The sequence below is a fragment of the Vibrio nigripulchritudo ATCC 27043 genome, assembly GCF_000222685.1.
Taxonomy (GTDB): Bacteria; Pseudomonadota; Gammaproteobacteria; order Enterobacterales; family Vibrionaceae; genus Vibrio; species Vibrio nigripulchritudo.
Genome location: NZ_AFWJ01000263.1, coordinates 1 through 26224, shown reverse-complemented (window position 1 = coordinate 26224; position 26224 = coordinate 1). Strand labels below are relative to the sequence as shown.

Genomic DNA, 26224 nt, shown 5'->3' with positions numbered 1-26224 from the left:
GACGAGTACCACCATAAAAGCTCCGCTTGACCTACGACACCTCAGCAACCTTGACGAGAATAAATGGTGGTAACGTTTACTCAACATCGAGTTCAGGAAGATGATTTATGATAATCATGAGAGGAAAAGCTTGTTAAGAGAGGGGAGTGGATAATCACCTAAGTTCTTATAAAAGAAACGGACTTTGTTAATAGGAGACGAATTAATTTTTTTGTTCAAAACTTATCTTCACGCCACCCAGTATTTGGGTGGCAATTACTTTCTAGAGCTTAATCTTAGTAATAAGTTTTCTAATAAACAGCTTCAAATCGTTCACCAAATTATTTGGTACGCATTAACAATATGAACTGTCATCATCAGGGCTGTAGTAGAGATACTCTGATTTAGTGGAATCCCACCGAAAATATGAGATATGAGTATCAATGCATTGTTTAATGTCATCTATCACATCTTGCACCTGATCTTTCTTAATGATTTGAATGTTAGCAATTCGATGGTAAAAAACAGTCCAGGAAACAACAGCGTGATCCCATCGAACGCCGCCATCGTCACTGGTTGTGAAAATGTAGCGGGGCGGATCTATTTTCCCTGTGTGCTCCCACTCTTTGGCAATTAGTCTGTCTAACCCTTGGCTACCAGCTTCACAGGAAGATAATGATACAAAGACTTCTCCGTCGTAATCATTCATGTCCGTAAAGATCGGCTTCATTGCTTCGAATACTTCTCGCCATCTGAGAAAATCGCTGCCAAATTCTATTCCCTTTTTATTACCGTGCGCTGAAATGTGGATACATAGCGGCATAAGCTCTTCACCTCTCGGACCATGGCTAGAGTCGATGGAAGAGATGTAGTTGCAATACTTGATAAGATCCTTTTCCGAATAGGCGATAAACTTGGCGACTTTGTGACCGAAAATTTTACACACTTGCTCTAGTGCTTCAGCCTCCGAGCGTTCGTTAAGCAAATCCATAGGATCAACACATTCAATAATAAAAAGCCTGATTTTGTTGTACATTTTTCTATCTGATAAAGTGGTATCAATTTAATTGACAGGAGAGTAAATTAAGGAGGTAGGTGTGAGGAGAAACTATTTTTATTAGAGTAAAAATTGCGACAGAAGTAACAGTAGTAGTATGGATTATACGCTTTCTTCGGCGTTGTTTTTCGCAGCTCCATTGCTTTTAGACACTGTTCCTAACTAAACATACTTTTCTTAATATCGTTCTATATATTGAAATACCAATGAATAAACTCATTCCAAGAAAACCATATTCTTTCTGGCTGATTTGGTTTTTCATTTGATGCATTGAATAGCAAAACACGATGACTCTCTAAGTCGTAAAAATAACAAGATTGCGCTTCCAAGTTGGTAATTGGTATGCAGATATCTCCGACTGAAAATGAAGACTGAGCGGTAGAGAGAAGCAATGAATAGTCTGAATTGATAATAAACCAAGGAAGGTGGAGTAGTTCGACATGCCGACTTTTAAATGTCGGTCCGTCTTCCACGTGTAGGTAAAATTGCGCTATAGAACTTTGCAATTTTATCCCATATGAACTCAACGCTTTTTGATAGCCTTGAGTAGTTTCATCGAACCACCACGATTGCGATTTAAAGAATTGAATAGATTGTTTATCTAGCATGCTTCTACCCAAACCGTATTCTGTTAAAAATTAGTATTCACCATAAAATACTCATTATCTTCAATAATACTAACTTTTTCAGTTACTACTTTTTAACTTATTTTGGTATAAAATATAGTTAAATTTTCAAGATGGATATCAACTTTCCAACTTAACATGTATTCGCCACTTTCAAGAGGAAACTTTATTATTTTATTATTGTTTGTCATTTTTATTATATTGAAGTCTGCTAGGTAGCCAATGCCACACATTGACAGATTACCGTCGGAGATAAATTTTTGTCCACCACTATTTTTCCCTTCTTCTAGGTAAATCGTATAAAGTCCATCTTCTATTTCATTAATCGGAAATATTAGCCCTTTTTTAATAATATCTTCAGAATCTGAGCTATTAGCCAAGTAGCTAAGAAGATCGAAGTTTATATCTAATTCTTGAACCAATAATGACTCACAAAATATTGCAAATCCACCTAATTCAGGAAATATTCTTACATGATTTTTCATTATCTTTATTTCTTTACGATTTTAAACTCTATGACTTTATTTTCTTGAATTCCAGACCTTTAAGGTTTAAACACATATCCTTTATATTCTGGTTAACTATTATATAGCCATTTTTCTCTTTAATTCTAAAGATAGGGGAATTTCCTATTTTTTTAGTGTCAATGTACAAGTCAATAATTCTCATTGACTGTGTTCCGCTTCTATACTTTTTATATTTTATCTCAGATCTTTCAATATCAACACACTCATAGCTATTTATAACAAATAGAGCTGAAAAATCTGAATTACTGTTCCCATTTTCATCTATTATTTTTGCTGGGAAAGTTATTATGTCTTTCTCTAGAAATTCTGAAAAACACAGATATTAGCTTTCTACTTACAAGAGGTAGACCTATAGTAGGTAGAATATCGTATTCATTGATTTTATTATCTATTTTCTCGATTTCATAAATTAGCTCTTTGCCCTGAGGGATTTTTCCGTTAAGAGCGTCAACATAATCTACTTCATTATTATCAGAGTAGTTGAAACAAACATCTTTAAAATAGAAATCTTGCAAATCAAAGTACATAACTTTCTCTATAAGCATCTTTAAAGTTAACAGGGTAGTCGCTTCGAAAAATCAGATTACTTCATCACTATATCTATAAAATGTCGCACCTATATTCCTATGTCAATATTCACTTTAGTGACTTCGCTCCTAAGAAATTCCAGAGGCTGAAAGGACTCTATTTGTTGATGGGAAATTAGTAAATCGGAATTGTTGTTGCCTAGCATTGTCAATAACCCAAAATCAGATATTATGCAGTCTATACTCGACTGTATCGTTCTTTATTCTGTTCTAAGTTCCACATATTCTTCTAAGAAAAGTTCAAAAGAATCATACATTGTTTTATATGTTTCCTGCTTGAACAGATTATAACTAACGATCTTACCAAATTCTTCCGATAATAAGTTTATACACCAACAGACTTCATCTTCCCTGAAATATATAACTGCAAAATAGTCAGGCAATCCAAACTCTTTTCTGCAATAAAGTGTATCAAACAGCATGCCACCATGAGAGTCTGTTAATGCATCATCAGAAATGATCCCAGATATCTCTTCTGCTACAGTGCCCCCTCCACCAACTAAGCGAAAAAATCTCTTTAATGATTCAGGGAGTACAGCTCCCAACTCCGACTCTAAGAGATGGAGTTGTTCATCACTCGCCTGTCCCAACCAAAACACTTCGTCATCAGCATTACTATTTAAATGATTAACCAACTCAGCGATTGTTTTCATTATTACCTCACAAAAAATCTAAATTTCTCGCTTTCTAGTAATTCTTTCTAAATCTATTATATTGATGTTCTAATTTAGTGATATATAGGTGCCTGTCTCCCTTCTTTACGATATTATTAGCTAAACTTTAGTCTCCATGAAAAGTCAAACCTAGCAAGAACTAAATTCATCGTACTTTATACGAATTATCTATAAAAAATATACGACTATTACTAATAGCTTAAGCCATAGCTTAAACTCAATTTACTATATTTGGTAGCGCTTCTCTCAGCTCGTCAAGTTGCCTCTTATTGGCTTTTATCCATACTCTCTCTAAATTACGCATTGATGTTAGCGTATCTATTGTTTTTTCATGCTTAATTACATTGGTATCACTTAGGTATAGTGCCAATATACTACTGTTTCCATGTAACGCTTCAATATTTAGTAACTGCTTATTACTACTCATATCTAAGATTTTAATATCTTCAAGAGAATGCATAATCGAGTCTATATTTAATTTAGGACATTTATTTAAAGATAGAAATTTTAAATTTTCGATATTTCCAGTGATTTTGGAAAGCTTACTAGCGTGAGATATACTTAACGCCTCGATAGACTCAGAAAGCAAATTAACAGATTCTAAAGAGCGAACAATTGATAAGCTTAAAGATTTTGATTTAAATATCTCAATATTGTCTATTTTGGAGTTGAATATATTTACGTGATCATTGTTTTCAATTGATTCTGAAGGTAAATTTTGCTCTAGATACCCCTTACGTATGAAAGCTCTTATTGCTTTCCAATTGTCTTTAGACCACTGAACTTCGTTAATAAACTCAAGTACAGGGGCTAAAGAAGCAAAAGTTGGTAATGAGCTTTCCCATGTTTTCCAGTCTGCTACACCTTCAGGCGCGGATTCGATATAATTTTTAAAAGTTGAAATGTTCATTGTTTGCTTAGTTAAAATATGGGTTATTGAAATCAGGTAATCCATCGCTTCCGGTATACTTTTTCCATTTCTCTGGTGACACAGCTCTAAATCCAGATGATTTGTTTGGAAGTGGTACTCCGTTGCTATCAAAGCCGATGTTTTGTTGTTCGTAGAAACGTCTAATTCTTCGGGCTCCTTTATCTGTCCTTCCTGGCGTGTGTATGGGGGTAAACTCAACTTTTGACCCTGGTTCTAGCCTACTGTCACCAATATGCTGGTTCATACGATTACCAAAATTATTAGTAGAACCAGTATACTCGTTACCACTTGTATCGGTAAATTTGTAGACTCCTCCTTCAGATGAAGCGTCTTTACCTGAGTTAATGGTTGCTTCGGATTTGGTACCAACAGATGGACATTTAGCCAACCCCAGCGGATCCACCCAATCCATCGGATTGTTTACATACGCTTGTGGTCTTAAACCACCAGCAAAACCGATAGGGTCTGAGCTTAAATACTGACCGCTGTCTGCATCGTAGTAGCGGTGCCGGTTGTAGTAAAGCCCTGTTTCCCGGTCGTAAATCTGCCCTTGGTAACGCAAGTCACATTCAATTGGGTCGTTAGCCGCATCACTGGCGTATTTCTTTAACAAGCCTTGTTGGTGTTGCTGCTTATAGCCGCCCCAAATTTCATGCTGCCCCCGCCAGATGATGTCGCCTTGCTCGCTGCACAGCTCACGAGGCGTACCAGCGTGATCGGTCACCACATAACTGAGTGCCGACGTGCCAAGCAGGTTATCCGTATTGATTTGCGCCAGGGGTCGGAAACTATCGGGTTCATACACCCATTCAATGGTGCTGAGCGCCGTGCCGTCCGCACATACTTTCTGCTGCTGAATCAGGTTGTCGCCATCCCACAGGTAATTCAGGTTAGCTTTTTCGGTTTGGCTTTGCTCGCACTCTTTTGAGATTCGCCTTCCAAAAGGATCATAACGGTAACGCCAACGTTCTTGGTTGGGCAGCTCGACTCTAATTAACTGATCAAAGGCGTTCCAGATGAACTTGGTGCTTTTCGCTCTGTATCCATTCTGCTGCTCGATTTTCTCTATAACCCGACCGCATTCATCGTAGCGATAGGTGTAAGGACCTTTTTTCTCAACCCTGCCCGCACGGTCGTATTGATGCGTGTTCTTCTCTTCGCGCTTTTGGGCGAGGTCAATCACGTTGTCGGCTAACGGTAGAGTGCTTTGCTGGTTGAGGTTGAGCTCGCTGTCGTAGCCGAAAAGCTGAACCTGAGTCGCCTTATCTTTCCAGGATTTGGTTTGCCGCACTTCGCTGATTTGTCCATTCGGATTCAAGCGAAGGTCGGTTTTACCGAAGTAAGATTCATCGATGCCGACCAGGCGGTCGAGGGCGTCGTATTGATACTTACGCAGTAAATATCGGTCTCTGGGCTGCGCGGCAAGGTCGGCGGTTTGCTCGTTCAAAAAGCCTAGCTGCTGATGTTCCAGTAAGCCCGTTTTGCCCCACTGATGGTGTAGCCTGAATCCGTTCTGGTTGTCTCTTAAGGTTTCAAAGCCCGCATTGTTGTGGCTGAAATTCAGAGGTTGATGGCTGCCAATGCCTAATTGTTGGAGTTGCCCTTTCTGCCATAGCAACTCTAACGGTGTGTTTGCCCCTTCTAACGATTCTCGAATGCCCGCACTGTCGTAGCGGTGTGTCAGGGTTTGCCCATTCAACGTTTCTTTAATGACCTGTCCGGAAGCGTTGTATTCAAACCCCACCCAAGCGTCGCCATTCTCTGCGCTAAGAAGGCGAGATGCCTCATCGTACTCAAACCATGTTTTACTCGTGGCATTGCCTTCGTGGTCGAGCGTTTGTATCTCGGCAAGCTGACCGCCTTCGTTGTAGTCGTATTGCAGCACATGGTCATTGGGTTTGGTTTGAGAAACAATTCGACCGGCGGCATCGTAGCCGAAATGGTGTTTGCGCCCGTCGTAATGACGCTCGGTTTTCACTCGCCCTAGGGCATCAAACTCGTATCGCCATTGGTGTCCCTTACTGTTGGTCACACCCGCAAATTCGGTTTCCACGTTGTAATGGTAGTGGGTAGTAGCACCCAGAGGGTCAGTGGCAGACGCCAATTTATCGAATGCGCCATATTCATAGCGAGAGACGTTGCCAAGGGCATCCGTAATGGCGGTGATGTTGCCTTCAATGTCGTATTCAAATTGGGTTTTCGACCCGTCTTCATACTCAACCTGGTAAGGAGATTGGCTGTTGCCTTTGTAGTACCAACGCCGGGTAAGTTGCTCATCACTTGTGCGTTTCACCAATCGACATTGTTTGTCGTAGTAAAAGGTAAATCCAACTCCTTTGTCGGGGGAAACCCGTTCCAGCATCCCCTGAGGGTTATAGCCATAGCGTGTTTCTGAACCAACGGGCAAAGTTGTCAGTGTCCGCTGACCTAGCGCGTTGTATTCATGTCGCCATTCACGGGAGTCTGGATCTTGCACCGACACCAGAGAGCCTGCCGAGTTATAAGCGTAATGCCACGTACTCGCCAGTGGGTCTGAGTAGCTCAGCAGCTGTCCGTTTTCATCGTAGGAATAGGTATGAACCTGCCCATTAGGCTCGGTGACCTGAGTGACGTTACCCCAGTCGTCGTATTCGTATTCGGTGCGCTGACCTAAAGGGTCGGTGATTGCCGTCAGGTTATCAAAATTCCACTCTTGCTCGGTTCGGTTGCCTTCTGGATCGACAATCGCAATGATGCGGTTTTTATCGTCTTTGAAGTACTGGGAGATCCCACCAAACGCACTTTTGTGCGATGTGATGTTATTGTCGTCATCGTAGTGGAGTTGCCCTTCCCAATAACCACCTGAACAGCGAGTTTTCGTGGCGCGTCCTTTTTCGTCGTAGTCGTGTTCTACCCAAGTATTGGAAAGATCATCCCAACGGGTCAGCCAGCCTTCATCAGAGTATTGATAGTCGAAGTTCCGACCTTCACTGGCTCGGACGGAAAGCAATCGACCACGTTTATCGTATCGATAGGTGGCTAAGGTTTGGATGAGTTGTTTGTCTTCTTCCAATAAGTCGAGTTTCTGGATACGGCGGTTTCGAGTGTGTACCTGAATCAACTTTTGATCCGACAGTACTACCCACTTCAATGTCCCCATTTCATACAAGAAGTGAGTTTGATTGCCGTAGCTGTCCGACATTTTGGTCAAACGTATTTGGTTACCGATAGCATGAGCAAAGTGCAGGCGTTGCCGGTCTTTGTTTTGAAGAACGAATTCCTCATTGGTGCGATAGAGTCGCCACTCTGGCTTGAGTTCAGATTGAGTTGGTTTCTCGTCAGTTGGTGTAGGGAAAATGCCCACGCTGTAGTCTTGGTCGACAAAGGTCACAATCCCTTCTTCTAGGGTGAGGGAGGTATCCCAAGAGCTTCGCCACGCAGAGCCGAGCAATCCGACTTCCATACGCCCAACCGAGTGATAGTAACGGCTGTGCGTGATGGGTAAAAAGCCGGGTAGGGCAAAATCGTCCCTTTGTTCAATGACCTTACCTGTCGCGGTACTGATCGGATCATCGACGCAAGGACCGTCCGAGTTACAACTCTGTTTGCCATTGGCGTCACTGCTTTTATCGCTGTTACCTTGCCCGTTGTTACCGTCTCGGTTCGTTCCCGCATTGGTATTTTCAGGATTTTTAGCCGACCCTTTCTTCTTCGCCGTACCAGTCACGCGCGTCACGACTTTCCCAATAAACTCTTTTACTTTATTGGTGAGCCAGGCAATCATGTCAGCCACCTTTTCAGACAGCTTTTTCATGGCATTAATCATGCCTTGAAAGGCGTCTTTCATTAGCCTGATGATCCATGATGCGCCGTCTTTGAGAGCCTGAACAAGACCAGCGATGATCTTGTCGATCAAATCGACCGCTTTCTTGCCGTACTCTTTCAGCTTCGAGCCAAAGTCAGACAAGTACCTGACCACGTTTCCGTTGGACAAACTTCGAATGGTTTTGATGGCGAGTTGGATAGCCGCTGAATCGGATTTACGTAGTGCATCAATGACCGCATTACCGGTTTTTTTCACTGCATCCCCTAAGCCAGGAACAAAGCCGATACCAATCAAAGCGCCAGAAGCCCAGTGCCAGGTATCGAGATCTTTACCCTCGTAGGTTTTCCAACCCCAATCACCCAGGTCGTACAAGTCCATGGCTTGCCCGACAACAGGTACAAACCCAAGAGCAATCTGGCAAAAAAAGAAGGATCGCAGAATTGTCCTGAGACTGACCCGCGACTTCTGCAGCCAGGCTGGTATGAATGTTTTTGACCGCAACACGAAGATCTCTGGGACCTTCGTTTATCTTTTCATTTAGCTCCCAAAAACGCCGATACGCCGGGTCGTATTTGTCTTCCACACTCCAGGTACCAAACCAGCCTTCGTCATCAATATCGATAAATGCATCAGAGCTGTCATCCTTGTCATAAGTTAGGATTTTTTCTCGACTCAGAATGCTGTAAAGCGAGAAGTATTCTCCCGCAATCGCGGCATGAATCGGGTTGTGTTGAAGAGAAGGGTTGTTCGCGATCGCTTCCTCTGGGCTGAATTCATCGCTGCCTTCATCAAGCAATAACTCGAATCCACCACAGCCCATGTTTTCAATCTTGCAAAGCCCTTTATCGTCGGTTGTGCCCTCGATATCAGTGCCATTGCTGTCTTTCAGAATAAAAGGAGCATTAGGCACTGGCTTTTCGTCGTCGTAGTGATAGCGAATGAACACCTCGCAACCACACTCGACACAGCCGCCAGAAAGCACGTTGTCGGTCGAGAAATTCTGCTCGGCAGCTTCTGCGCTGCTCATAAGCTGTGTTTTTCTGTCCTGACTCATCCTTTCGGCTCCTTATCCAGTTCTTCTAAAGCTCGTTGATACAGCATATCCATGCGGGACTGGGTACCAATCGCCGCAGGTTTTTTAAGTTGTTGTTTTGCCCATGGGGTTTCAACAAATTGCTCACCAAATACCGTGGCTAAGCTCAAATAGCGAACGACATCTTTTTCTGTATTGAACTTGAGTTGGTTAGCGGTATCGATATTGCGAAGCAAAAAAGCGGAGAGGTCTTCATCGCTCCAGTTTTTTACTTCGTCGTGATGTTTCTTTAAATGATCCGCGTATTTCTTATGCTGGTGGCGATGTGCAAACGCTCTGAGAGCTGAGTTTTGATTTTCACTAATAAGCTGCGGTGAGCGGTGTGCGAGTGTTTGTTGCGCTTTGGCTTTCAACCTAATTTGCTGAACGTCATCTTGATCTTTGTGCCAGTAAGCGAAGGCTTCTATTGGACCAAACAGAGAGGTGAGCTCTACGTCGTTGCTGGCATTCAGTAACACTTGTAAGATATCCCAGTCGGAAAGGCGCAGAAGCATTGGACCCTGATCTCCGCTGTCTTTTGGCGGTTCAATAAACGTCCACTCACGAATATGATTTAAGAGATAAAATAACGGGTTTTCGTATTTTGCTTTATCTTCACTCAGGGTGAGGATAATCCCCCAATTAGGCTGGAAGGCGATCGTCTCTTCGAAATCTTCCCAGCTATCCAATTTCAACAAGTAGGGTGAAATGGAGGCATGAACCCTACCCATTTCCCCCCAATACAGGCAGTTCTCTTGGTTTTCAGAAGGGCTTTCATTAAGCGCTTTGTCTGCCAATGTTCTGACCTGAGGGTTGATGACGGATTCAGCCAGCACAAATATTGGTTTGTCTTGAGCGTTTTCCTGCCATTGGGCAAGCGGAACTCTGTCAAAGATAAGGGGGTGGGAATCAGTCATTGCTTAACTCCGCACAACCTTCGATGCCTAACCAGCCTTCTTGTTTATATTCATTCAGTAAATCAGGTTCTCGTCGCAATCGTTCATAAAAGTGTTTGATTGACTCGCGAAGAGGGTACTGACGCAGAAGTTTTTGAAAATCAGGGTGATCATCAAAATGGCTACTTAAATAAAACCGATACATAGCGTAGGTTTCGTGAGCAAGTGAAGACTCGTCGGGGAATTTCTCAATGGCGATAGAGAGACCTTCCCAAAATCTTTCCCTCACATTGACGTAGGGTAAAAGCCAACCGTATCTAGGAGCGAGTTCTTCGTGAAGTTTGCAAGCTAAAGCATTCACACGTTTTTCGTAAAAGAGAGCGTCGTACTGAGTTTGTGTCAGTGTTAGTTGGGTGAATGCTTTTTGTGATTCTATCTGCTGTTCGTTTAACCAAGCTTGATCAGATATTTTGACCAATGCCTGGGTTTTCTCTGGAGAGTGCGGTGCATACAAAGAATCGTGCTGGCCGCTAAAAGCTGATTGCTGATTTGACGTAAAGACTCGCCACAATTTTTGAAGCACTGAAAAGTCATAGAAACGCAAGATAGCCTGATCCCCATATGGGTAAATGCAGGTTAGCCACTTAGCCCAATGTGCCTGGATGTCATTCAGTGAGCCCGGATAAACGCCAACCAAGCCAAAGCGAAGAAACGCGTCACCCTGCTCAAGCAACCAATGGAAAAGCGTTTCTCCGGGGTTGCCGTTTTCTATCTCAATGAGTAATGGGGAGAACTCAAGAAGTTGGTGGTATTCGGTATCTCGGTAAAGAGGGATAGATCGAGCATCGTGACGACCAGAAAAAGCATTCCAGAACTCATCCAATTTAGGAAACAGCTGTTTGTCGACAAGTAAATAAAGAGTGCCAGTCGTATTCGACATAATATCGAACAGCGATACGCTTTTAGTTTCTATCTCGTCGTTGGAAGATTCTGGCATCATAAGTACTATCCCGATCTGTATTCGTCAGATCTTCATGTTTCGGAAACTTTGGTCTTGCAGCGCTAAAAGCGGTGCTCTATACCAAAACGTTCTTTAAGGATCTTTTCATCCAGGCGTTTTTCTTGCTCGGTTTGTTCCCTTAGGTATTCATTCACACCTTCCACTTTGCATTCGGCTTTCGGCATATAACCGTGTGGCTCTTGGCAAAATACAATGTTATTGCGAAAGCGTTCACCGAAAGGCGTAAGAGCAGGAAATTTCACACCCTTTTCAACAAGTTTCTGCTGGATTTTGAGCATCTTTTGGTAGGCTTCGGTGGATTGATCCATATCTTCAAGATCAAGCTGTACGCTGTAGGCTAATGAAACGCCGCTATCTGTCATAACATCGGCATCTGCACCATGATCCAATAAATACAGAACCTCATCAAAGGCAGTCGAAACCAAATGCAATACAGGCGTATTTCCTAACGAGTCGCGAGCATTCACATCAGCACCGTATTCAACCAAAAGCTTCATGGCATCACTTTCTTCAAGCAAGGGGGTGTTGAAAATCAAAGTATCTTCTTCATCACGCAGGTTAGGGTCCATACCACTTTCAAGAAGAGCTTCTAAGGGCTCGTCACTTTTTCGCCACATGGCGTGATAAGCGACGCTGCCTAGTTCCGGCAGCTCAATAGACGGATCTGCACCTAATGCCATCAATGCTTTAATGGCTACGGGGTTTTCATCATTCACTGCAAAGCCAAGCAGCGTCATCCCGTGTTTTCCTGGGGCATCGATATCTTCAATCGCTTTCCCTAATTTGGTGATAACTTCACCGTCTTTTTTCTTTATCGCCTTTGCAATGTTCAGCATATCCCCTTCAAAAAAGGCGTCGGCATAAGGTTTGCTGCCAAAAATATTCATCAAATCTCCTTTTGCTGCCATAGATAAAGCAAGCAGCCCTGCAATCAGAAGCCATCCCCACTTTTTCATTAAGCTCCACTCTTAGTTAGTGTGTGTAAGTCGTTCACTTTACGCTCTTCTAGAGCAAGCCGCACCTGATCCATTCCGTGCATATCGACCTTTTCTTTGGCTTTCACCGCTCCATATGCCATGGGAGAGTATATGGGGGAGGCAACACCCGCTAACGTTGCTGCTCCTATAGCTTGAGGGGTCAGAGACTTGGTTTTTGGCAATGTTGTATCTAGCGATTTATCGCGAACTGCATCGGGCATAACGTGCTTTAATATAAAGTTCTCTTCTTGAACGTATGTCAAAATATCGCCTTCCGTTCGATACCCTTTAATCAACGTATCTGGACCTTGTTTGGCTTTGGGGACGCCATATCTTTCTACTGTATTGCTATGCAAACCAGCTGCGTTAAAAGTGACACAAGACATTCCACTTGCCTTACAAGCGGCACTACCCATGCCACCGCCAAGTGAATGTCCGGATATTTCAACAGGTAAGCCTTGTTTCTTGACCGCTTTGCCGATATCAACTGCCCTGCGATAATATGCAGACTCTTTGTCTCTCCCCTGGGCAGAATTGTTTTTCCAATCGTCCAGTTTGGGCATTTCTGTTCCTCTGAACACCACTACGGGCTTGGCGCTAGGACCAAAGACGTTTTTGTCGGGCATATATACTTGTGCCTGAAAGTTACTGTCTTTAATCGTCAGATCTTTTTTCCGTAGACCTAAATTTTTGAGTTCTGCAGGTGATGCTTCAGACCATCCAGAGTCGCCTTCAAAGTCCTTTCTTAGCTGTAAGCGCCGCTCGTCTAGTTTGTCGTCTGGTTTGCCAACTGTGTAAACGTGGTCAGATAACATGGCCTTCTCAGCGGCATCCATATCCATAGCGAATCGATCTGCGGCTTCTGGGTTAGTCGATTTTGCCCGCTCTGTAATTTCTTCTCGCGCTTTTCTTCGCTGTGCTTTTGTGGTGTTGGTTTCTAGCACATCTAGCATTTCTTGTTTGTCTGCACCGTTGTCGACTGCCGTAATAATGGACTGTGCCAGAGAACTCATTTCTTGCAGCTCCATGGCTTTGTTCAATAGTGCGATGTCAGCTTGCACTGCCATTTTCTGCAATGCAGATTTGTAGAATTCTGGTGTAAAGATAGAGCTCGCCCAGCCACTGCCCAGCGGCTCCGCCAAAGGCGTTATCTTTAAAAACGGTGACTTGCTTGCAGCCGCGCCTTCCGCACATTTGTGTGCGGGTGAGGAGTAGGGGGTATCCCCAATGAATACGTCACCAGAACCTGCGGCAACGGATCCACCACATCCAATCGCATCGCCTACTCGAGAAGCCGGCTTTCCATTTATGGAAACGGTAGAAGAGCCTGCCGAAATGCTTCGGCCATGAATACCATGAGGCATCTTGGGGCAAGGGCAGGCGTGCAGCAATACCGTATCGCCCTGTCTGGCAGCAGGTTTACCGTTGATGAACACATCGCCACTGCCTGCAATAATCGGTGTGGCGGGAAAACAGCCGTGTCCGGCACAGCTGTCTCCAAGTCGAGCTGCTGCTGGCATTAGGTTCTCCTGTCCGGATCGTCCGGCTCTTGCGGTTTCGCAGGTGGTTGTGGCTCAACGGCTTTTGGTGCGGTGCCGCTTCCTGGTGAGCCACCTTCGTTAATCTTGACCACATTTCCTGAAATGGTGATCCCACCGCCATCGATTTTGACAAAACCTCCCGGACCTTTGATGGTCAGTTCCTGTTTGGCTTCCAACACGATGTTAGTGGCATTCAGATAACTTTCATTGTTCACCGCGATACGTTGGTTGGCGCCGATCTCTTTTTCTTCAGACGCAGACATCGATGTGACGCTGCCCCCTTCAATTTTGGTGACCATACCGCCAGAGATAAAGCGGTTCACTGCGCCAATGACTCGCTGAACTAAGTTACGACCGACTTTGTAGTGGTGATCCTGACCAAACTCTTCGGTTACGTTCTTACCCACCAAACGATGCGTATTTTCTGTCACCATCTGGAAGAAGTGCTGACCGATTTTTTGGTGAAAATCGAGACCAATCGATTCGCGACTGATGTTGTTTATCACGACATCTTTGTCTTTTTGAGCGTGAACATAGATCTGCTCGCGAGACGCTTCATCTTCAAATCTAAGCTCGTTAAAACCTTCGCCCAAATGCGTTTGGGTTTTGAGTACCGTCCGAGTCTTATGGCTCGGCAAAATATAAGGCGTTACGTTGGTGGCGTGATAAGTGCGCCCTGTAATGATCGGCTGGTCAGGGTCACCATTTAAGAAAGAAACAATCACTTCATGTCCGATGCGTGGAATGGCGATCATGCCATATTGTCCACCTGCCCAGCCTTGGGAAACCCGTACCCAACACGAGCTGTGTTCATCTTGTGAAGATTCGCGATCCCAAGGGAAGTGAACTTTTACGCGACCGTGTTCGTCGCAGAAAATCTCTTCGCCAGCAGGACCCACAACCATAGCGATCATCGGACCGTCTACCTGTGGCTTAGGCAGAGGCTTGGCTCTCCACTGAGTTTGCGCCGGAATCACAGTAAACTGGTTACTGTAGGTAGTTGCTCCGCTTCCCCCTTCCTCTTCAAGCGCCTGAGGCTGAGTACCTGAGTGAACGGCATTTATTATGATCCAGGCGCGATTACATTTCGGGTCAAGGTGATCGGTAAGCGTGAATTTAACCCCGGCTTGCAAACCAGCGTGATTACTTTGTCCATGCGCAATATGAGATTCACGGCGAAGGTATTCCAGGCGATATTTACTGAACGCCTGACCGCTTTCGTCATCTTTGTAGCGCGTTGGCGCATCGTAATGTTCGTATCCATCACGCTGGTACGCCATGTCCTTACCAAGCTGTTCTTGTTTGAAGGAATAGGTGGGCTTCTTAAAACTGTATTCTTGAAAGGTAACGTTGGTGACGTCTGAACGAATTCTTTCATTTAAGCCGAAGACATAAGGAGTATCTATCTGCCCCCCTGCCAATGCATTGTAAGTAACAGGCAGAGGTAACTCATCGTAGGTTTGGTTGTCATCACTGAATACGATGGTGTGCTTTCCTACTTCATGAGTAATTCGATAAACCAACCCTTCTTCAGCCGCCAGACGGTGCATAAATTCAAGGTCAGTCTCGCGATACTGAACACAAAACTCCCTTGGCTGGCAGGATCGTTTTAGGGAAAAGGCATAATCGTTGATGCCCATTTCCTGAAACAACACCGACAAAATATCGGGCACATTCTGGTTCTGAAAAATCCGGCTATTCTGGCGCAGCGATAATCGTTCAATAGCTGGCACTAAAGTAAGAGAATAAAACGTGTGCTGTCGACCCGTATCTCCTTTAAAAAAGGCTCTGACGATGCCGTGTACAATTTGCGTCACTTCCCCGTTTTGAATGATGGTTAACCAGGCGCTTTTATCTACGATTTGATCTGGAGAAATATCAGTCTGGCGACTAGCCAGCTCAATCTGGTATTTGAATCCATGGCAATGATTGTAATCAGATAGCGACTCTTGTCCCTCATACTCTCGAACGATAAGGGTATCTGGAGCCAACCCGTCAACATCTAGGGTAAAATTTAAGGTGCCCATGCATTCATTCCGTTTTGCAATCTAATCCGCGCCAAAGCGTTGAGTTGGTAGTGAAAACGCAAAGTCACAATTCGTGACTTTGCGTCATTGCAGATGACCAGTATCTTGGGGAGCACGCCAGTACAAGGGGGAGCAAGCACTGGCGAAGCGTGATACTGATCATATACCTGATTATGCTTCGACAGGTTTACGCCAGTCGTCTGAACCTGAAGTACCAGCGTTCACGTGATCCCAGTTGATCTTGCGGTAAGACAGAGAAACGGTAACGTTTTGCGTGAAGTCGGCGTTTGTTGGATCCTGACAGTGTGGCATCTCACAGTGGATATCAACGATAGAAGCGCTCTCAAGAGAGGTTGTGAAGAAGTTCTCTTGTTTACCTTCAATCGATGTGCGGTACCACTTCAACTCAACAGATTTCATTTTCTCGCCAGACGCCAATGCGTTGTACAACAACGGAACAGCTTTGTTCAGTGCCACCGTAAATTTGAACGGCTTGTGCACACGCTGACCTGAAGGCTGCCCAGATTGAGGGTCTGTAGGTACTGTCACGTTGTGGTCAAACTGCTGAACCAGCATTTGGTCTTCATGACCTTCAACGAATGCATCACCGATAGAATCTGTAGACAATGCACCTGCGGTAATTAGCCCCTGCGTTTCACCTTCGATGGAGATATAACATGGAGTTGGCATATTCAATCCTCTTTTGACTTGGGCAGCTCCTAATTTGGCAACAACCCCGTTTTAAGCAACATATTAATAACAAATAGATGTAAGCGTTTATTCGCTTTTTTCAGTTGTCAATCGACGAGTCTAATAAGGCAATTGCCGTGCCAAATAATAAATAACTCTAAAATCATAGGGTTATGTTTATTGCGATATATGACCAAGCAATTAATTGCTTTTGTCTGGGCAATTTATTGCTCGAACAGCGAATAAATGCCTGGATCAAAGTCACGTGATAATAAATTTCACCGAATTACCATTTAATTAGTAATTGTGAGGTTAATACAATAATTAATATTTTAGTAATTGCTTGTGTTTGCGTGATTGTCTCAGTTTTGATTTTATAAATACCTTGATTAATACAGACTATTGTGAATGCATGAATGATAAATGAAAGAAAACTTTCTGTTGGCAAAATATATTAGATCAAGTAACAATGATAAATGTCATCAGGAATTTCATATCAAACTTTTACCGTTGAAAAATGTGGTTAACTGTTGAATAGCAAGAATTTTTATAGTGGTTTGTTGCATTTGATCTATACATTTAAGTTTGATGATTAATGATTGTAATTTAGTCACTTACGGTAGTGTCTGTCTTTTAATTGAGATGTTTATCATCTTGTTTTTGTGATGGTTGTAACGGTTTTACTTTATCTTGATATAGTAGGTTAAACACACAAATTGATTGAGCTGAATCGGAAGATAAATAAAAGAACTGATCGCAAAATCATAATGAAAATAATCTTAAAAATGAGAATTAAATAATTTTTCGCTTTGGCTGGTGAATTTCTAGACTGATATTTAAAAATTGGTTCTAATTAGGCTTTAATGGTGTATATGGATTTATCGTACAGAAGATGTACGCGCTTTCTCATACCTTGTTTATACGTCATCCTGTCATTCTTGACTCTCCTAAATAGAAGCTCATTACAAAGTATATAAAGAATTTTGCTCTGGTTAGCAGGGCGAATCTGTGTTTGTTTATTGCCATTCAACTTGTTTTTGGAATTGCGAAAGCAGTGGTGAATTCCAATTTCGAGGCGGAAGTTTGTTCGCAATAAATTCAACATTGTATGGGTTTAAGACCCTAGAAAAATTGGGACAAACGAAGGAGACCGTAATATGTCCAAAGAAGGCAGTGTTGCCCCGAAAGAAAGAATCAATATCAAGTACATTCCTGCAACGGGCGATGCTCAGGCAGAAGTGGAATTGCCGTTGAAAACTTTAGTGGTTGGGGACTTTAAAGGGCATCCAGAAGAAGCCCCTTTAGAGGAACGTAAACCTGTCAGCATCGACAAGAATAACTTTGAATCTGTAATGAAAGAGAGCCAGCTGACGCTGTCTACCTCAGTTTCAAACAAGTTAGTTGATGAAGACGACGCTGATTTACCTGTCGAATTGTCATTTGAGTCTCTTGCAGACTTCACTCCAGACTCCATCGTCAAACAGGTTCCTGAACTAAGCAAACTGATCGAACTTCGCGAAGCACTACTGGCGCTGAAAGGTCCATTAGGCAACGTGCCAGCATTCCGTTCTCGTCTTCAAGAGCTCCTGTCTTCAGATGAATCACGTGAAAAGCTGCTAGCGGAACTGGATCTTGTGGCAAGTGATGAGAGCGAAACCTCTGATCAGGGAAATGAATAACCAGCGTGAAAAACAGGAACGAAAGGATAATTCCGATGACAACAAATGAAGTCGCTGTAGAAAGAACAATAGAGCAGCAGCCAGCAAATTTACTTGATGAAATCATGGCGCAAACCCGTATTGCACCAAACGAAGAAGCCTACGACATCGCCAAAAAAGGTGTTGCTGCTTTCATCGAGAATCTCGTAGGTTCAAACCGCACTGAAGAACCCGTTAACAAGGCTTTGGTTGACCAAATGCTGGTGGAACTGGACAAAAAAATTGGTGCTCAGGTTGATGAAATTCTTCACGATGACGGTTTCCAGAATCTGGAGTCATCTTGGCGCGGTCTTAAGTTGATGATCGACCGCACCGATTTCAACGAAAACAACAAAGTTGACGTGTTACACGTAACCAAAGAAGAGCTTCTGGACGACTTTGAGTTCGCTCCAGAGACCACTCAATCGGGTCTTTACAAACACGTTTACTCATCCGGTTATGGCCAGTTTGGTGGTGAGCCAACCGGCGTTATCATCGGTAACTACGCGTTCACCCCATCTACGCCAGACATGAAACTGCTGCAATACATGGGCTCGCTTGGCGCAATGGCGCACGCACCATTTATTTCCAGTGTCGGTCCCGAGTTCTTTGGCATCGATTCGTTTGAAGAGCTGCCGAATCTGAAAGACGTTAAGTCTACGTTTGAAGGACCTAAATACACCAAGTGGCGTTCACTTCGTGAATCTGAAGATGCGCGCTACCTGGGTCTGACAGCGCCTCGCTTCTTACTTCGTGTGCCATACGATCCAACAGAAAACCCTGTGAAGTCCTTCTCTTATGAGGAGAACGTCAGTGATTCTCACGAAAGCTACCTATGGGGTAACACCGCGTTTGCATTTGCTACTCGCCTGACAGACAGCTTCGCGAAATACCGCTGGTGTCCGAACATCATCGGTCCTCAAAGCGGTGGTGCGGTGGAAGATCTTCCTGTTCATGTGTACGAATCCATGGGTGCATTGCAATCCAAGATCCCAACGGAAGTACTGGTCACAGACCGCAAAGAGTTCGAACTGGCAGAAGAAGGCTTCATTGCTCTGACCATGCGTAAGGGCAGCGACAACGCCGCGTTCTTTTCTGCGAACTCAATTCAGAAACCAAAGATTTTCCCGAACACCAAAGAAGGCAAAGAAGCCGAAACCAACTACAAGTTGGGTACTCAGCTGCCTTACATGATGATCATCAACCGTCTTGCGCACTACATCAAAGTGCTGCAGCGCGAACAGATTGGTGCCTGGAAAGAGCGTCAGGATCTGGAGCGTGAGCTAAACGGTTGGATCAAGCAATACGTGGCGGATCAGGAAAACCCACCGGCAGACGTGCGCAGCCGTCGTCCACTTCGTGCAGCCGCTATCGAAGTGCATGACGTGGAAGGCGAGCCAGGCTGGTATCAGGTGTCGCTATCGGTTCGTCCTCACTTCAAGTACATGGGTGCGAACTTTGAACTGTCTCTGGTTGGTCGTCTGGATCAAGCCTGATGGGATATATCGCACCTGAAGAAAGTGTGTACGGTGTCAGCCTCTTCGAGCGTTTAGAGGCTGACGCTAAACCCATTTCACTTTCAAAAGGCCCGGACTCTGCCGAGGTACTGCGATCCATCAAACGGAATGTGTCCAACATTCTGAATACCCGAATCGGAGAGTCACTAAGCTCTCCGAATCTTGGGCTGGTGGATTTTAACGATGCCACGATGGCGATGCTGGATCTGTCTATCCGCGTGAAACTGTCGATAAAACGCTGCCTGGAGGAGTTTGAGCCTCGGCTAAAAGAAGTCGACGTGATGGTCATTCAGGATGAAAGAGAGCCCCTGAACTTACGATTCAGTGTGGCAGCGACCATAGATACATCAGCGATTCATGAAAGGGTAAAGATCAATTTACTCCTTGATAATAATAGAAAATACCGAGTAGTAACCTAGTGGCACAAGACAAATATTTCCGAGATGAGCTGGCGTTTTTAAAAGACCAAGGAAAACAGTTTACCGAGATTCATCCTCAACTTTCTCGCTTCTTGAATGGTCGGAATACCGATCCGGACGTCGAGCGCCTGTTGGAAGGCTTCGCCTTTTTAACCGGTAAGCTGAGAGAGAAAGTCGAAGATGAATTTCCCGAGTTAACCCACTCGATCATCAACATGCTGTGGCCGAATTACCTTCGTCCTATTCCCAGCATGAGCATTCTCAGATTCAGCCCGAAAGGTAATTTCAGTACTCGTCAGGTCATCAAAAAGCAGACCAAGGTCGATTCGGTGCCCGTCTTCGATACGCCTTGCCAGTTTCGCACTTGTCGTGATGTAGAAATCTACCCGATTGTTTGCGACCGAATCTCGGCGATTCACACCAAAGACGCCAGTAAAGTGTCTCTGGAAATGTCGATGCTGAACAAAGACGAATCGATAGGCTCAGTGGAGCTGGATTCACTCCGTTTTTATCTGGGCGGCGATACTTACAGCGCACAAAACCTTTACTTGTGGCTGGGACACTATCTAGATTCGATTGAAGTGGAATACGACGGTGGCAGTGTAAAAGTGCCGACTGACGTGTTTGATGTTGTCGGGTTTGATAACGACGGTTTACTGCCGTATCCGAAGAATGTGTATCAGGGTTATCGGATTTTTCAGGAATACCTCGCGTTTCCGGAATCGTTCCACTTCTTCGATTTGAAACACATTGGGCGTTATATTCCCGATCATGTAACGGGCAAGTTCACCCTTCGTTTCCACTTTACGCAGACCTTGCCGGACAGCACTTTGGTGTCGGATGAGAGCTTCATTCTGTATGCCACACCAATAGTCAATCTGTTTCGCCATGATGCGGACCCGATTGATTTAACAGGCAAACGAACAGAATACCGAATTGCACCCTCCAGTCGTTACCCAAGGCACTATGAAATATTCAGCGTCGATCACGTGGAAGGGTGGCAGGAAACCTCGGACGGAAGAGTCCGCGGTCAGCGCCGCGTATACACCCCATTTGAAAGCTTCCAGCACGAGATAGAACTGGCTCGCCAGAGGTTGGCGCTGTACTACCGCGTTCGAGTGAAAGACAGCATCCGCAAAGACGGCTTTGATCATCATATTTCGTTTGTCCGCGGTGACGAAACTACAGGTTACCTGCTCGACGAAGCCGTCACGCTTGAACTGACGTGCACCAACCGACAACTGCCAGCAGAACTGGCTGTCGGAGACATTTGCGTCAGCACGGACACATCGCCCCCATTTGCTGATTTTGAAAACATCACCATCCCAACGCAAACCCTGCGCCCGGTACTAGACGGCAGTTTGCTGTGGACGCTGATCTCCAATTTGTCGCTGAACTACTTGTCGCTGCTGGACAAGAACGCGCTTTGCTCTGTGCTTCGCGCTTACGATTTCCGCTCACTTGTGGATCAGCAGGCGGCGCGCATCTCTCGTCAGCGTATGGATGGCATTGTATCGATTGAATCTGAACCACTGGACAAGCTAATCAAAGGCATGCCTGTTCGAGGGTTGTTATCGCGAATCACCATGGACCCGAATGCGTTTGGTTCGGAAGGAGATTTGTACCTGTTTGGCACCGTACTCAGCCAGTTCTTTGCGTTATACGCCAGTATCAACTCGTTCCACGAGTTAGTAGTGGTCAACGCCGAGAGTCGAGAGGAATACAGCTGGGGTAACCAGCATGGAATGCAGCCACTGATATGAGATCAACCAACCTTGAGCCGATTCAGGACGAGTTGGCAGAGCTGGATGTCAAAAGCTTCAACTTCTATCAGTTGGTGGAGTTGCTGCTGCAACTGAATGACATGGATCCCGAGGACGAAGATTGGGAGCGCCAGTGTCAGTTCGTGTTTAAGTCGAACCCAAGTTTAGGGTTCTCAACGTCAGATGTGTCGTCGCTCGATACCAAACACGACGACAGAATGGAGCTGGAAACCACCTTTCTTGGGTTAACAGGATCGCAGTCGCCGCTTCCCGGATATCTGCTGGAGCAGGTGTTAACAGAAGGCGAGTTCGGCTTACGCGGACCGTTTCTCGATTTCTTTAACAACCGAATGATCACTCTGGTGTATCGGATTTGGCGAAAGTACCGCTATTACATTCGGTTTCAGGAAGGCGCGAGCGATGACTTTTCCGCTCAGCTTTTCGCATTGGTGGGGTTAGCCGACCCTGATCTTCGCGGCGAAACGCCCATCAACTGGTGCAAGATGCTTTCTTACGCCGGCATGTTGGCAGGGCGAAGCCGTTCACCGCAGGTGGTGTCGGGGATCATTGCTCACTGTTTCGATATTGAAGATGTCGAGATTCGTCAGTGGGTGAAAAGAAAAGTCGATATTCGCAAAAACCAGCAGATGGAGCTGGGTTTAGCAAACATGAGTTTGGGGGAAAACACTGTCGTCGGTGAACGCGTGACCGAGTGTAACGGCAAATTCACTTTGGTATTGAAAGGACTGAGCCAGAAGAGGTTTCGCGACTTTCTACCAACAGGAAAAGATTACCTGCCACTTTGCAAAGTTGTGGAATTCGTTCTGCGAGAGCAAATGGCGTACGACCTGGAATTGCAGCTAGAGGAAGGCGCAGTATCTGCCATGGTACTGGATCATCGCATTGATATGCCTCTTGGCTGGTCCACCTTTTTAGGTGAAGGAGACACCAAACAGAGTGTCACCATTCAGGTCAGGCAGTAGAGGCGGATGGAAGTGGAACAGAACAAACGTTTGAACTTGATGGTGTCGAATACCAAGGAGCTGGAGCCCGGTTTAACGCCTTCCTGTGAGTTCACAGAGGAAGGCGGTGTGATTGGTTCCAGCCCAAGTTCGCACTGGATTTTGCAGGATCAGCGCCGAGATGTGCAGGGCAGCCATTGCGAAGTTTTGGTGTACGACAACCATTTCTGCGTACGCGATCTTTCTGGTCACACCTATGTGAACGGGGCAACCATGCCTGTCGGCAAAGGGAAGATGGCGCAAATCACCACCAAAGATTCCCTAAAAGTGGGCGTGTACGAATTGATGGTAGTGAGCGGCACCAGTCGCGCTGCGATGAACTCTCACAACCAATCACTCGATCAGCTATTTACCGAAGACGCCGCTTTAGTCAAAGGCGATCCGGAATCAGAAAGATTGGTCGCGTTGCGAGATGACGTTGAATACGTCGATCCGCTTGATGTTCTGGAAGGGGGAGAAAGCGCTCAGGAACACAAGCAACTGTATGCGGAAGAGGAAGAAAAACTTTCGCCAGAACAGATCGAAACCAATCACCTTTTGGCGGATGAAGAACTGGAAAGTCGCGAAAAACCAACCTTACAGGCAGACAGCGAATACGAAATTTCGTCTGCCATCAAACTGAAAAAACGGAGCCGCTTCAATCCATTTTCGTTTTTTTCCAAGTCAGAACCCGACGCTCTTCTATCCGAGCCAGAAATGGTAACCGAGAGCAGTGAAGCGCAAACCCATTCACAGTCAGTTGAAACCAGTCAGCAGGCTAATCAACCCATTGAATCGCATGTTGCGGGAAACGCAGGTGCACAAAACGAGTTCAGAACAGAGGGCTACATGATGGACGATAAAACCCTGGATTTATTAGAAGAAGAAATCGCCCAAAACGAACAGTTTAAGGCAGAAATGCCGCTTGGCGATGACAACAACCACCTGTTATCGGGTCCTTTGTTCCGTGGTTTGGGCGTGTCCGTTGCACCGTCTCACCAGTCTGGTGACGTGCAAATGACCTCAGAGGAAATCGGGGCTGCGCTTCAGGCAGCGGTAAAAGGTCTGCTGGATTTGCACCAGCATGTGGACGACAGCCGCTATGGCGTGATCAACAAGAATCTACAGCCGATAGAAGACAACCCACTTCGCTTGGGTATGTCTTATGAAGACACGGTAAAAACCCTGTTCAACACCAATCCGGGTGCCGTTCACCTTTCCGCGCCATCGGCGATTTCTGAAAGCCTGAAAAACCTCAAAGATCACAACGATGTGGTGCAAATGGCGACCACTCTGGCTCTGGGACAAATCGTTCGCGCCTTTTCTCCAGAAGTCTTGATGCGCCGTTTCCAGAACTACCGCCGTTCTTACCAGACGCCAGAACAAAACTCGGATGCATGGGCATGGGAAATGTACCAAAGCTACTACAAAGAGCTGACGTCGGATCGCCAACAAGGCTTTGAAAAACTCTTCTGGGAAGTATTCGACCAAGCGTACGACCGCTTGCTACGTGAGAAGCAGATGGAGTCGTGATCGTGAGACAAGTGCTGTCCATATTGTTGGGCGTTGTGTTGTTAGCGGGGTGCAGTTCCAGCGAAAACGTGAAAGAACTGCCGACCGTAGTGTCATTCAGCATGGTGGCAGATGAGGGCGTAAACCCGAACGTATTCGGCGAGTCTTCCCCTGTTGAGGTTCAGGTCTTCGAGTTGGTGGACGATTCCATGTTTATGTCAGCCGATTTTGACCAGATCAATGAAGACCACAAGAAAGTGCTGAAAAGCAATTACATACAGGTGTACGACTACGTGCTAACTCCCGGACAGTTCAAATACGTGGACGACATTTCAGTGGACGAAGACACCCGGTACATAGGGGTGCTGGCGAAGTTTGCCGAGCCAGAACTGAGTGAATGGAAAAAGGCAGTGAAGATCATCAATTTGGGTCGCAAGTACCACTTGCTGATGCTTTTTAAAGATTACGACATCAAGTTAGAGAAGGTGGAATAGAGTATGTATTCTCGAAATAGAGTCGTGTGGAGCGAAGGATTATTCATCAAGCCACAGCATTTTCAGCAGCAACAACGCTACATGGAATATGCGCTGGATGAGCGAGTGGCGTCAGCAAGCCAATATCTGTTTGGTGTATCAGAACTGTCTCTGAACCCAGAATACTTAAGCTTTGGTCGCATTGCGATTGAACGCGCAGTGGGCGTAATGCCAGACGGCACGGTATTCAAAATTCCACAAGAAGATTTGATGCCCGAAGCGTTGGAGATTGCCGACGATTCACTGGCAAACCAGATCGTGTATCTGGCGCTTCCGCTTCGCAGTGATTCATTAGCCGAAATCAGCTTCCCGGATTCTCAAGGCACAGGTCGCTACACCGCGCGCAAACAAGAAGTGCGTGACGTTCATACACCACAAGGCGACAGCACGGTATTGGACGTTTCACCTGTACAGCCTCGCCTGATGTTAGAAAAGCAGGATCGCAGCGCATTTGCTTCCATCGCCATTGCCCGAATTCTGGAAAAAAGACCCGATGGCAGCGTCATGCTGGATCCGGATTTTGTCCCTTGCCATTTCAACGTAGTCGGCATTCCGCATTTGCACCGATTCATCAGTGAAATGTCGGGTCTGATGCGTGAGCGTGCCAAGAACATCGCCCAGCGCATTGGCTCGCCAAGTCAGGGCGGGGTAGCTGATGTGTCAGACTTTATGTTGCTGCAATCGCTGAACCGACTTCAACCACAACTGCAACATTTGTCTTCCCTGCGTAGCTTGCATCCCGAGCGTTTGTACGAATCGCTGACCGCCATTTGCGGCGAGCTGGCGACCTTCACCGATGAAAGCCGAATGCCTCCGCAATTTACCGTGTACCAACACGAAATGCCGACTGAGTCTTTCCAGTCTCTTATGGTGAAATTGCGCCAGTCACTCAGCATTGTGCTCGAACCGCGTGCCGTGTCCATCCAGCTACAGAAACGTCGCTTCGGGCTTATGGTTGCTCCAATCCAAGACCAAAGTTTACTGGAATCGGCGGATTTCATTCTGGCAGTGCGTGCGCGTATGCCTTTGGAAGATCTTCGTCGTCTGTTTGTGCAGCAAACCAAAGTGGCGTCGGTGGAAAAAATCCGCGAGCTTATCTCTCTTCAATTGCCGGGTATTCCCGTCAACCCGCTTCCTGTGGCACCAAGGCAATTGCCTTACCACGCGGGTTACACCTACTACCAGCTAGACAAAACCAGCGAAGCATGGCGCATGCTGCAAAACGCCAGTGGCTTTGCCTTCCACGTAGCGGGCGAGTTCGACGAACTGGATCTGCAATTCTGGGCAATTAGGAGCTAATCATGATCGTCACTGAAGAATTCAATAAAGACCGCTACGACGAGCTGCTGTTTGATCAGGTGAAAAGCATCGA

23 protein-coding genes and 1 pseudogene are annotated in these 26224 nt (G+C 45.4%); 8 read left to right on the top strand and 16 right to left on the bottom strand.

The window, feature by feature from the left end; genetic code table 11:
- Nucleotides 1-334 precede the first annotated feature (334 nt).
- From RH89_RS17660 to RH89_RS17600, 16 genes and pseudogenes are all read right to left on the bottom strand, one after another.
- Entirely contained in the window at nucleotides 335-970 is a 636-nt protein-coding gene (locus RH89_RS17660; protein ID WP_244410426.1) for a hypothetical protein, read from the bottom strand.
- A 254-nt stretch (nucleotides 971-1224) separates the two neighbouring features.
- A complete protein-coding gene (locus RH89_RS17655; RefSeq protein ID WP_004405007.1) occupies nucleotides 1225-1644 on the bottom strand; it encodes a hypothetical protein in 420 nt (139 codons plus the stop codon).
- 92 nt (nucleotides 1645-1736) lie between these two features.
- The gene (locus tag RH89_RS17650) at nucleotides 1737-2147 is read right to left on the bottom strand and encodes a hypothetical protein (protein WP_004405006.1); all 411 of its coding nucleotides are present in this window, start codon (nucleotides 2145-2147) and stop codon (nucleotides 1737-1739) included.
- Between the two features lie 28 nt (nucleotides 2148-2175).
- On the bottom strand, nucleotides 2176-2406 hold the full coding sequence (locus tag RH89_RS30685) for an imm11 family protein (protein ID WP_425277041.1): 231 nt from the start codon (nucleotides 2404-2406) through the stop codon (nucleotides 2176-2178).
- 40 nt (nucleotides 2407-2446) lie between these two features.
- Nucleotides 2447-2716, bottom strand: coding sequence for a hypothetical protein (locus RH89_RS28805; RefSeq protein ID WP_050811560.1), 270 nt, complete (start codon nucleotides 2714-2716; stop codon nucleotides 2447-2449).
- A 260-nt stretch (nucleotides 2717-2976) separates the two neighbouring features.
- Nucleotides 2977-3429 carry an SMI1/KNR4 family protein gene (locus tag RH89_RS17640; protein WP_004405004.1) on the bottom strand — a complete coding sequence of 151 codons (453 nt, stop codon included), beginning with the start codon at nucleotides 3427-3429 and terminating at the stop codon, nucleotides 2977-2979.
- A gap of 238 nt (nucleotides 3430-3667) precedes the next feature.
- Nucleotides 3668-4360, bottom strand: coding sequence for a hypothetical protein (locus RH89_RS17635; RefSeq protein WP_038146590.1), 693 nt, complete (start codon nucleotides 4358-4360; stop codon nucleotides 3668-3670).
- A 7-nt stretch (nucleotides 4361-4367) separates the two neighbouring features.
- The gene (locus RH89_RS17630) at nucleotides 4368-8564 is read right to left on the bottom strand and encodes an RHS repeat-associated core domain-containing protein (RefSeq protein WP_050811559.1); all 4197 of its coding nucleotides are present in this window, start codon (nucleotides 8562-8564) and stop codon (nucleotides 4368-4370) included.
- Entirely contained in the window at nucleotides 8542-9240 is a 699-nt protein-coding gene (locus RH89_RS28800) for a prealbumin-like fold domain-containing protein (RefSeq protein WP_050811558.1), read from the bottom strand. The genes RH89_RS17630 and RH89_RS28800 overlap by 23 nt, the downstream gene beginning before the upstream one ends.
- On the bottom strand, nucleotides 9237-10175 hold the full coding sequence (locus tag RH89_RS17625; RefSeq protein ID WP_004404999.1) for a DUF4123 domain-containing protein: 939 nt from the start codon (nucleotides 10173-10175) through the stop codon (nucleotides 9237-9239). Before RH89_RS17625 ends, RH89_RS28800 begins: the two co-directional genes overlap by 4 nt.
- Nucleotides 10168-11154 carry a DUF4123 domain-containing protein gene (locus RH89_RS17620; protein WP_004404997.1) on the bottom strand — a complete coding sequence of 329 codons (987 nt, stop codon included), beginning with the start codon at nucleotides 11152-11154 and terminating at the stop codon, nucleotides 10168-10170. The genes RH89_RS17625 and RH89_RS17620 overlap by 8 nt, the downstream gene beginning before the upstream one ends.
- Before the next feature lie 62 nt (nucleotides 11155-11216).
- Nucleotides 11217-12131 carry an ankyrin repeat domain-containing protein gene (locus RH89_RS17615; RefSeq protein WP_004404995.1) on the bottom strand — a complete coding sequence of 305 codons (915 nt, stop codon included), beginning with the start codon at nucleotides 12129-12131 and terminating at the stop codon, nucleotides 11217-11219.
- On the bottom strand, nucleotides 12131-13219 hold the full coding sequence (locus tag RH89_RS17610) for a Tle-like phospholipase domain-containing protein (RefSeq protein ID WP_483050722.1): 1089 nt from the start codon (nucleotides 13217-13219) through the stop codon (nucleotides 12131-12133). The genes RH89_RS17615 and RH89_RS17610 overlap by 1 nt, the downstream gene beginning before the upstream one ends.
- A 123-nt stretch (nucleotides 13220-13342) precedes the next feature.
- Nucleotides 13343-13672, bottom strand: a pseudogene (locus tag RH89_RS30740) (PAAR domain-containing protein); the annotation flags it as partial.
- Nucleotides 13672-15720, bottom strand: a complete 2049-nt coding sequence (locus RH89_RS17605; protein WP_004404990.1) for a type VI secretion system Vgr family protein — start codon at nucleotides 15718-15720, stop codon at nucleotides 13672-13674. The pseudogene RH89_RS30740 and the gene RH89_RS17605, both read right to left, overlap by 1 nt.
- Before the next feature lie 171 nt (nucleotides 15721-15891).
- Nucleotides 15892-16410 (bottom strand): Hcp family type VI secretion system effector, encoded by a 519-nt coding sequence (locus tag RH89_RS17600; protein ID WP_004404988.1) that lies wholly within the window; start codon nucleotides 16408-16410, stop codon nucleotides 15892-15894.
- Between the two features lie 1157 nt (nucleotides 16411-17567).
- Between RH89_RS17600 and tssB the strand changes: the two genes are divergently transcribed.
- From tssB to tssK, 8 genes are read left to right on the top strand one after another with little or no spacing between them, the layout of a single operon-like run.
- Complete coding sequence (tssB, locus tag RH89_RS17595; RefSeq protein WP_004404986.1) at nucleotides 17568-18089, top strand: type VI secretion system contractile sheath small subunit; 522 nt, start codon at nucleotides 17568-17570, stop codon at nucleotides 18087-18089.
- 35 nt (nucleotides 18090-18124) lie between these two features.
- The gene (gene tssC, locus RH89_RS17590; protein ID WP_004404985.1) at nucleotides 18125-19603 is read left to right on the top strand and encodes a type VI secretion system contractile sheath large subunit; all 1479 of its coding nucleotides are present in this window, start codon (nucleotides 18125-18127) and stop codon (nucleotides 19601-19603) included.
- A complete protein-coding gene (gene tssE / locus RH89_RS17585; protein WP_004404983.1) occupies nucleotides 19603-20043 on the top strand; it encodes a type VI secretion system baseplate subunit TssE in 441 nt (146 codons plus the stop codon). The genes tssC and tssE overlap by 1 nt, the downstream gene beginning before the upstream one ends.
- Nucleotides 20043-21806, top strand: coding sequence for a type VI secretion system baseplate subunit TssF (gene tssF, locus RH89_RS17580; RefSeq protein ID WP_004404981.1), 1764 nt, complete (start codon nucleotides 20043-20045; stop codon nucleotides 21804-21806). The genes tssE and tssF overlap by 1 nt, the downstream gene beginning before the upstream one ends.
- A complete protein-coding gene (tssG, locus tag RH89_RS17575; protein WP_004404978.1) occupies nucleotides 21803-22789 on the top strand; it encodes a type VI secretion system baseplate subunit TssG in 987 nt (328 codons plus the stop codon). Before tssF ends, tssG begins: the two co-directional genes overlap by 4 nt.
- Before the next feature lie 6 nt (nucleotides 22790-22795).
- On the top strand, nucleotides 22796-24340 hold the full coding sequence (gene tagH, locus RH89_RS17570) for a type VI secretion system-associated FHA domain protein TagH (RefSeq protein WP_004404972.1): 1545 nt from the start codon (nucleotides 22796-22798) through the stop codon (nucleotides 24338-24340).
- A gap of 2 nt (nucleotides 24341-24342) precedes the next feature.
- Nucleotides 24343-24813, top strand: a complete 471-nt coding sequence (tssJ, locus tag RH89_RS17565; protein WP_038123881.1) for a type VI secretion system lipoprotein TssJ — start codon at nucleotides 24343-24345, stop codon at nucleotides 24811-24813.
- A gap of 3 nt (nucleotides 24814-24816) precedes the next feature.
- Nucleotides 24817-26151, top strand: a complete 1335-nt coding sequence (gene tssK, locus RH89_RS17560; protein ID WP_004404970.1) for a type VI secretion system baseplate subunit TssK — start codon at nucleotides 24817-24819, stop codon at nucleotides 26149-26151.
- Nucleotides 26152-26224 lie beyond the last annotated feature (73 nt).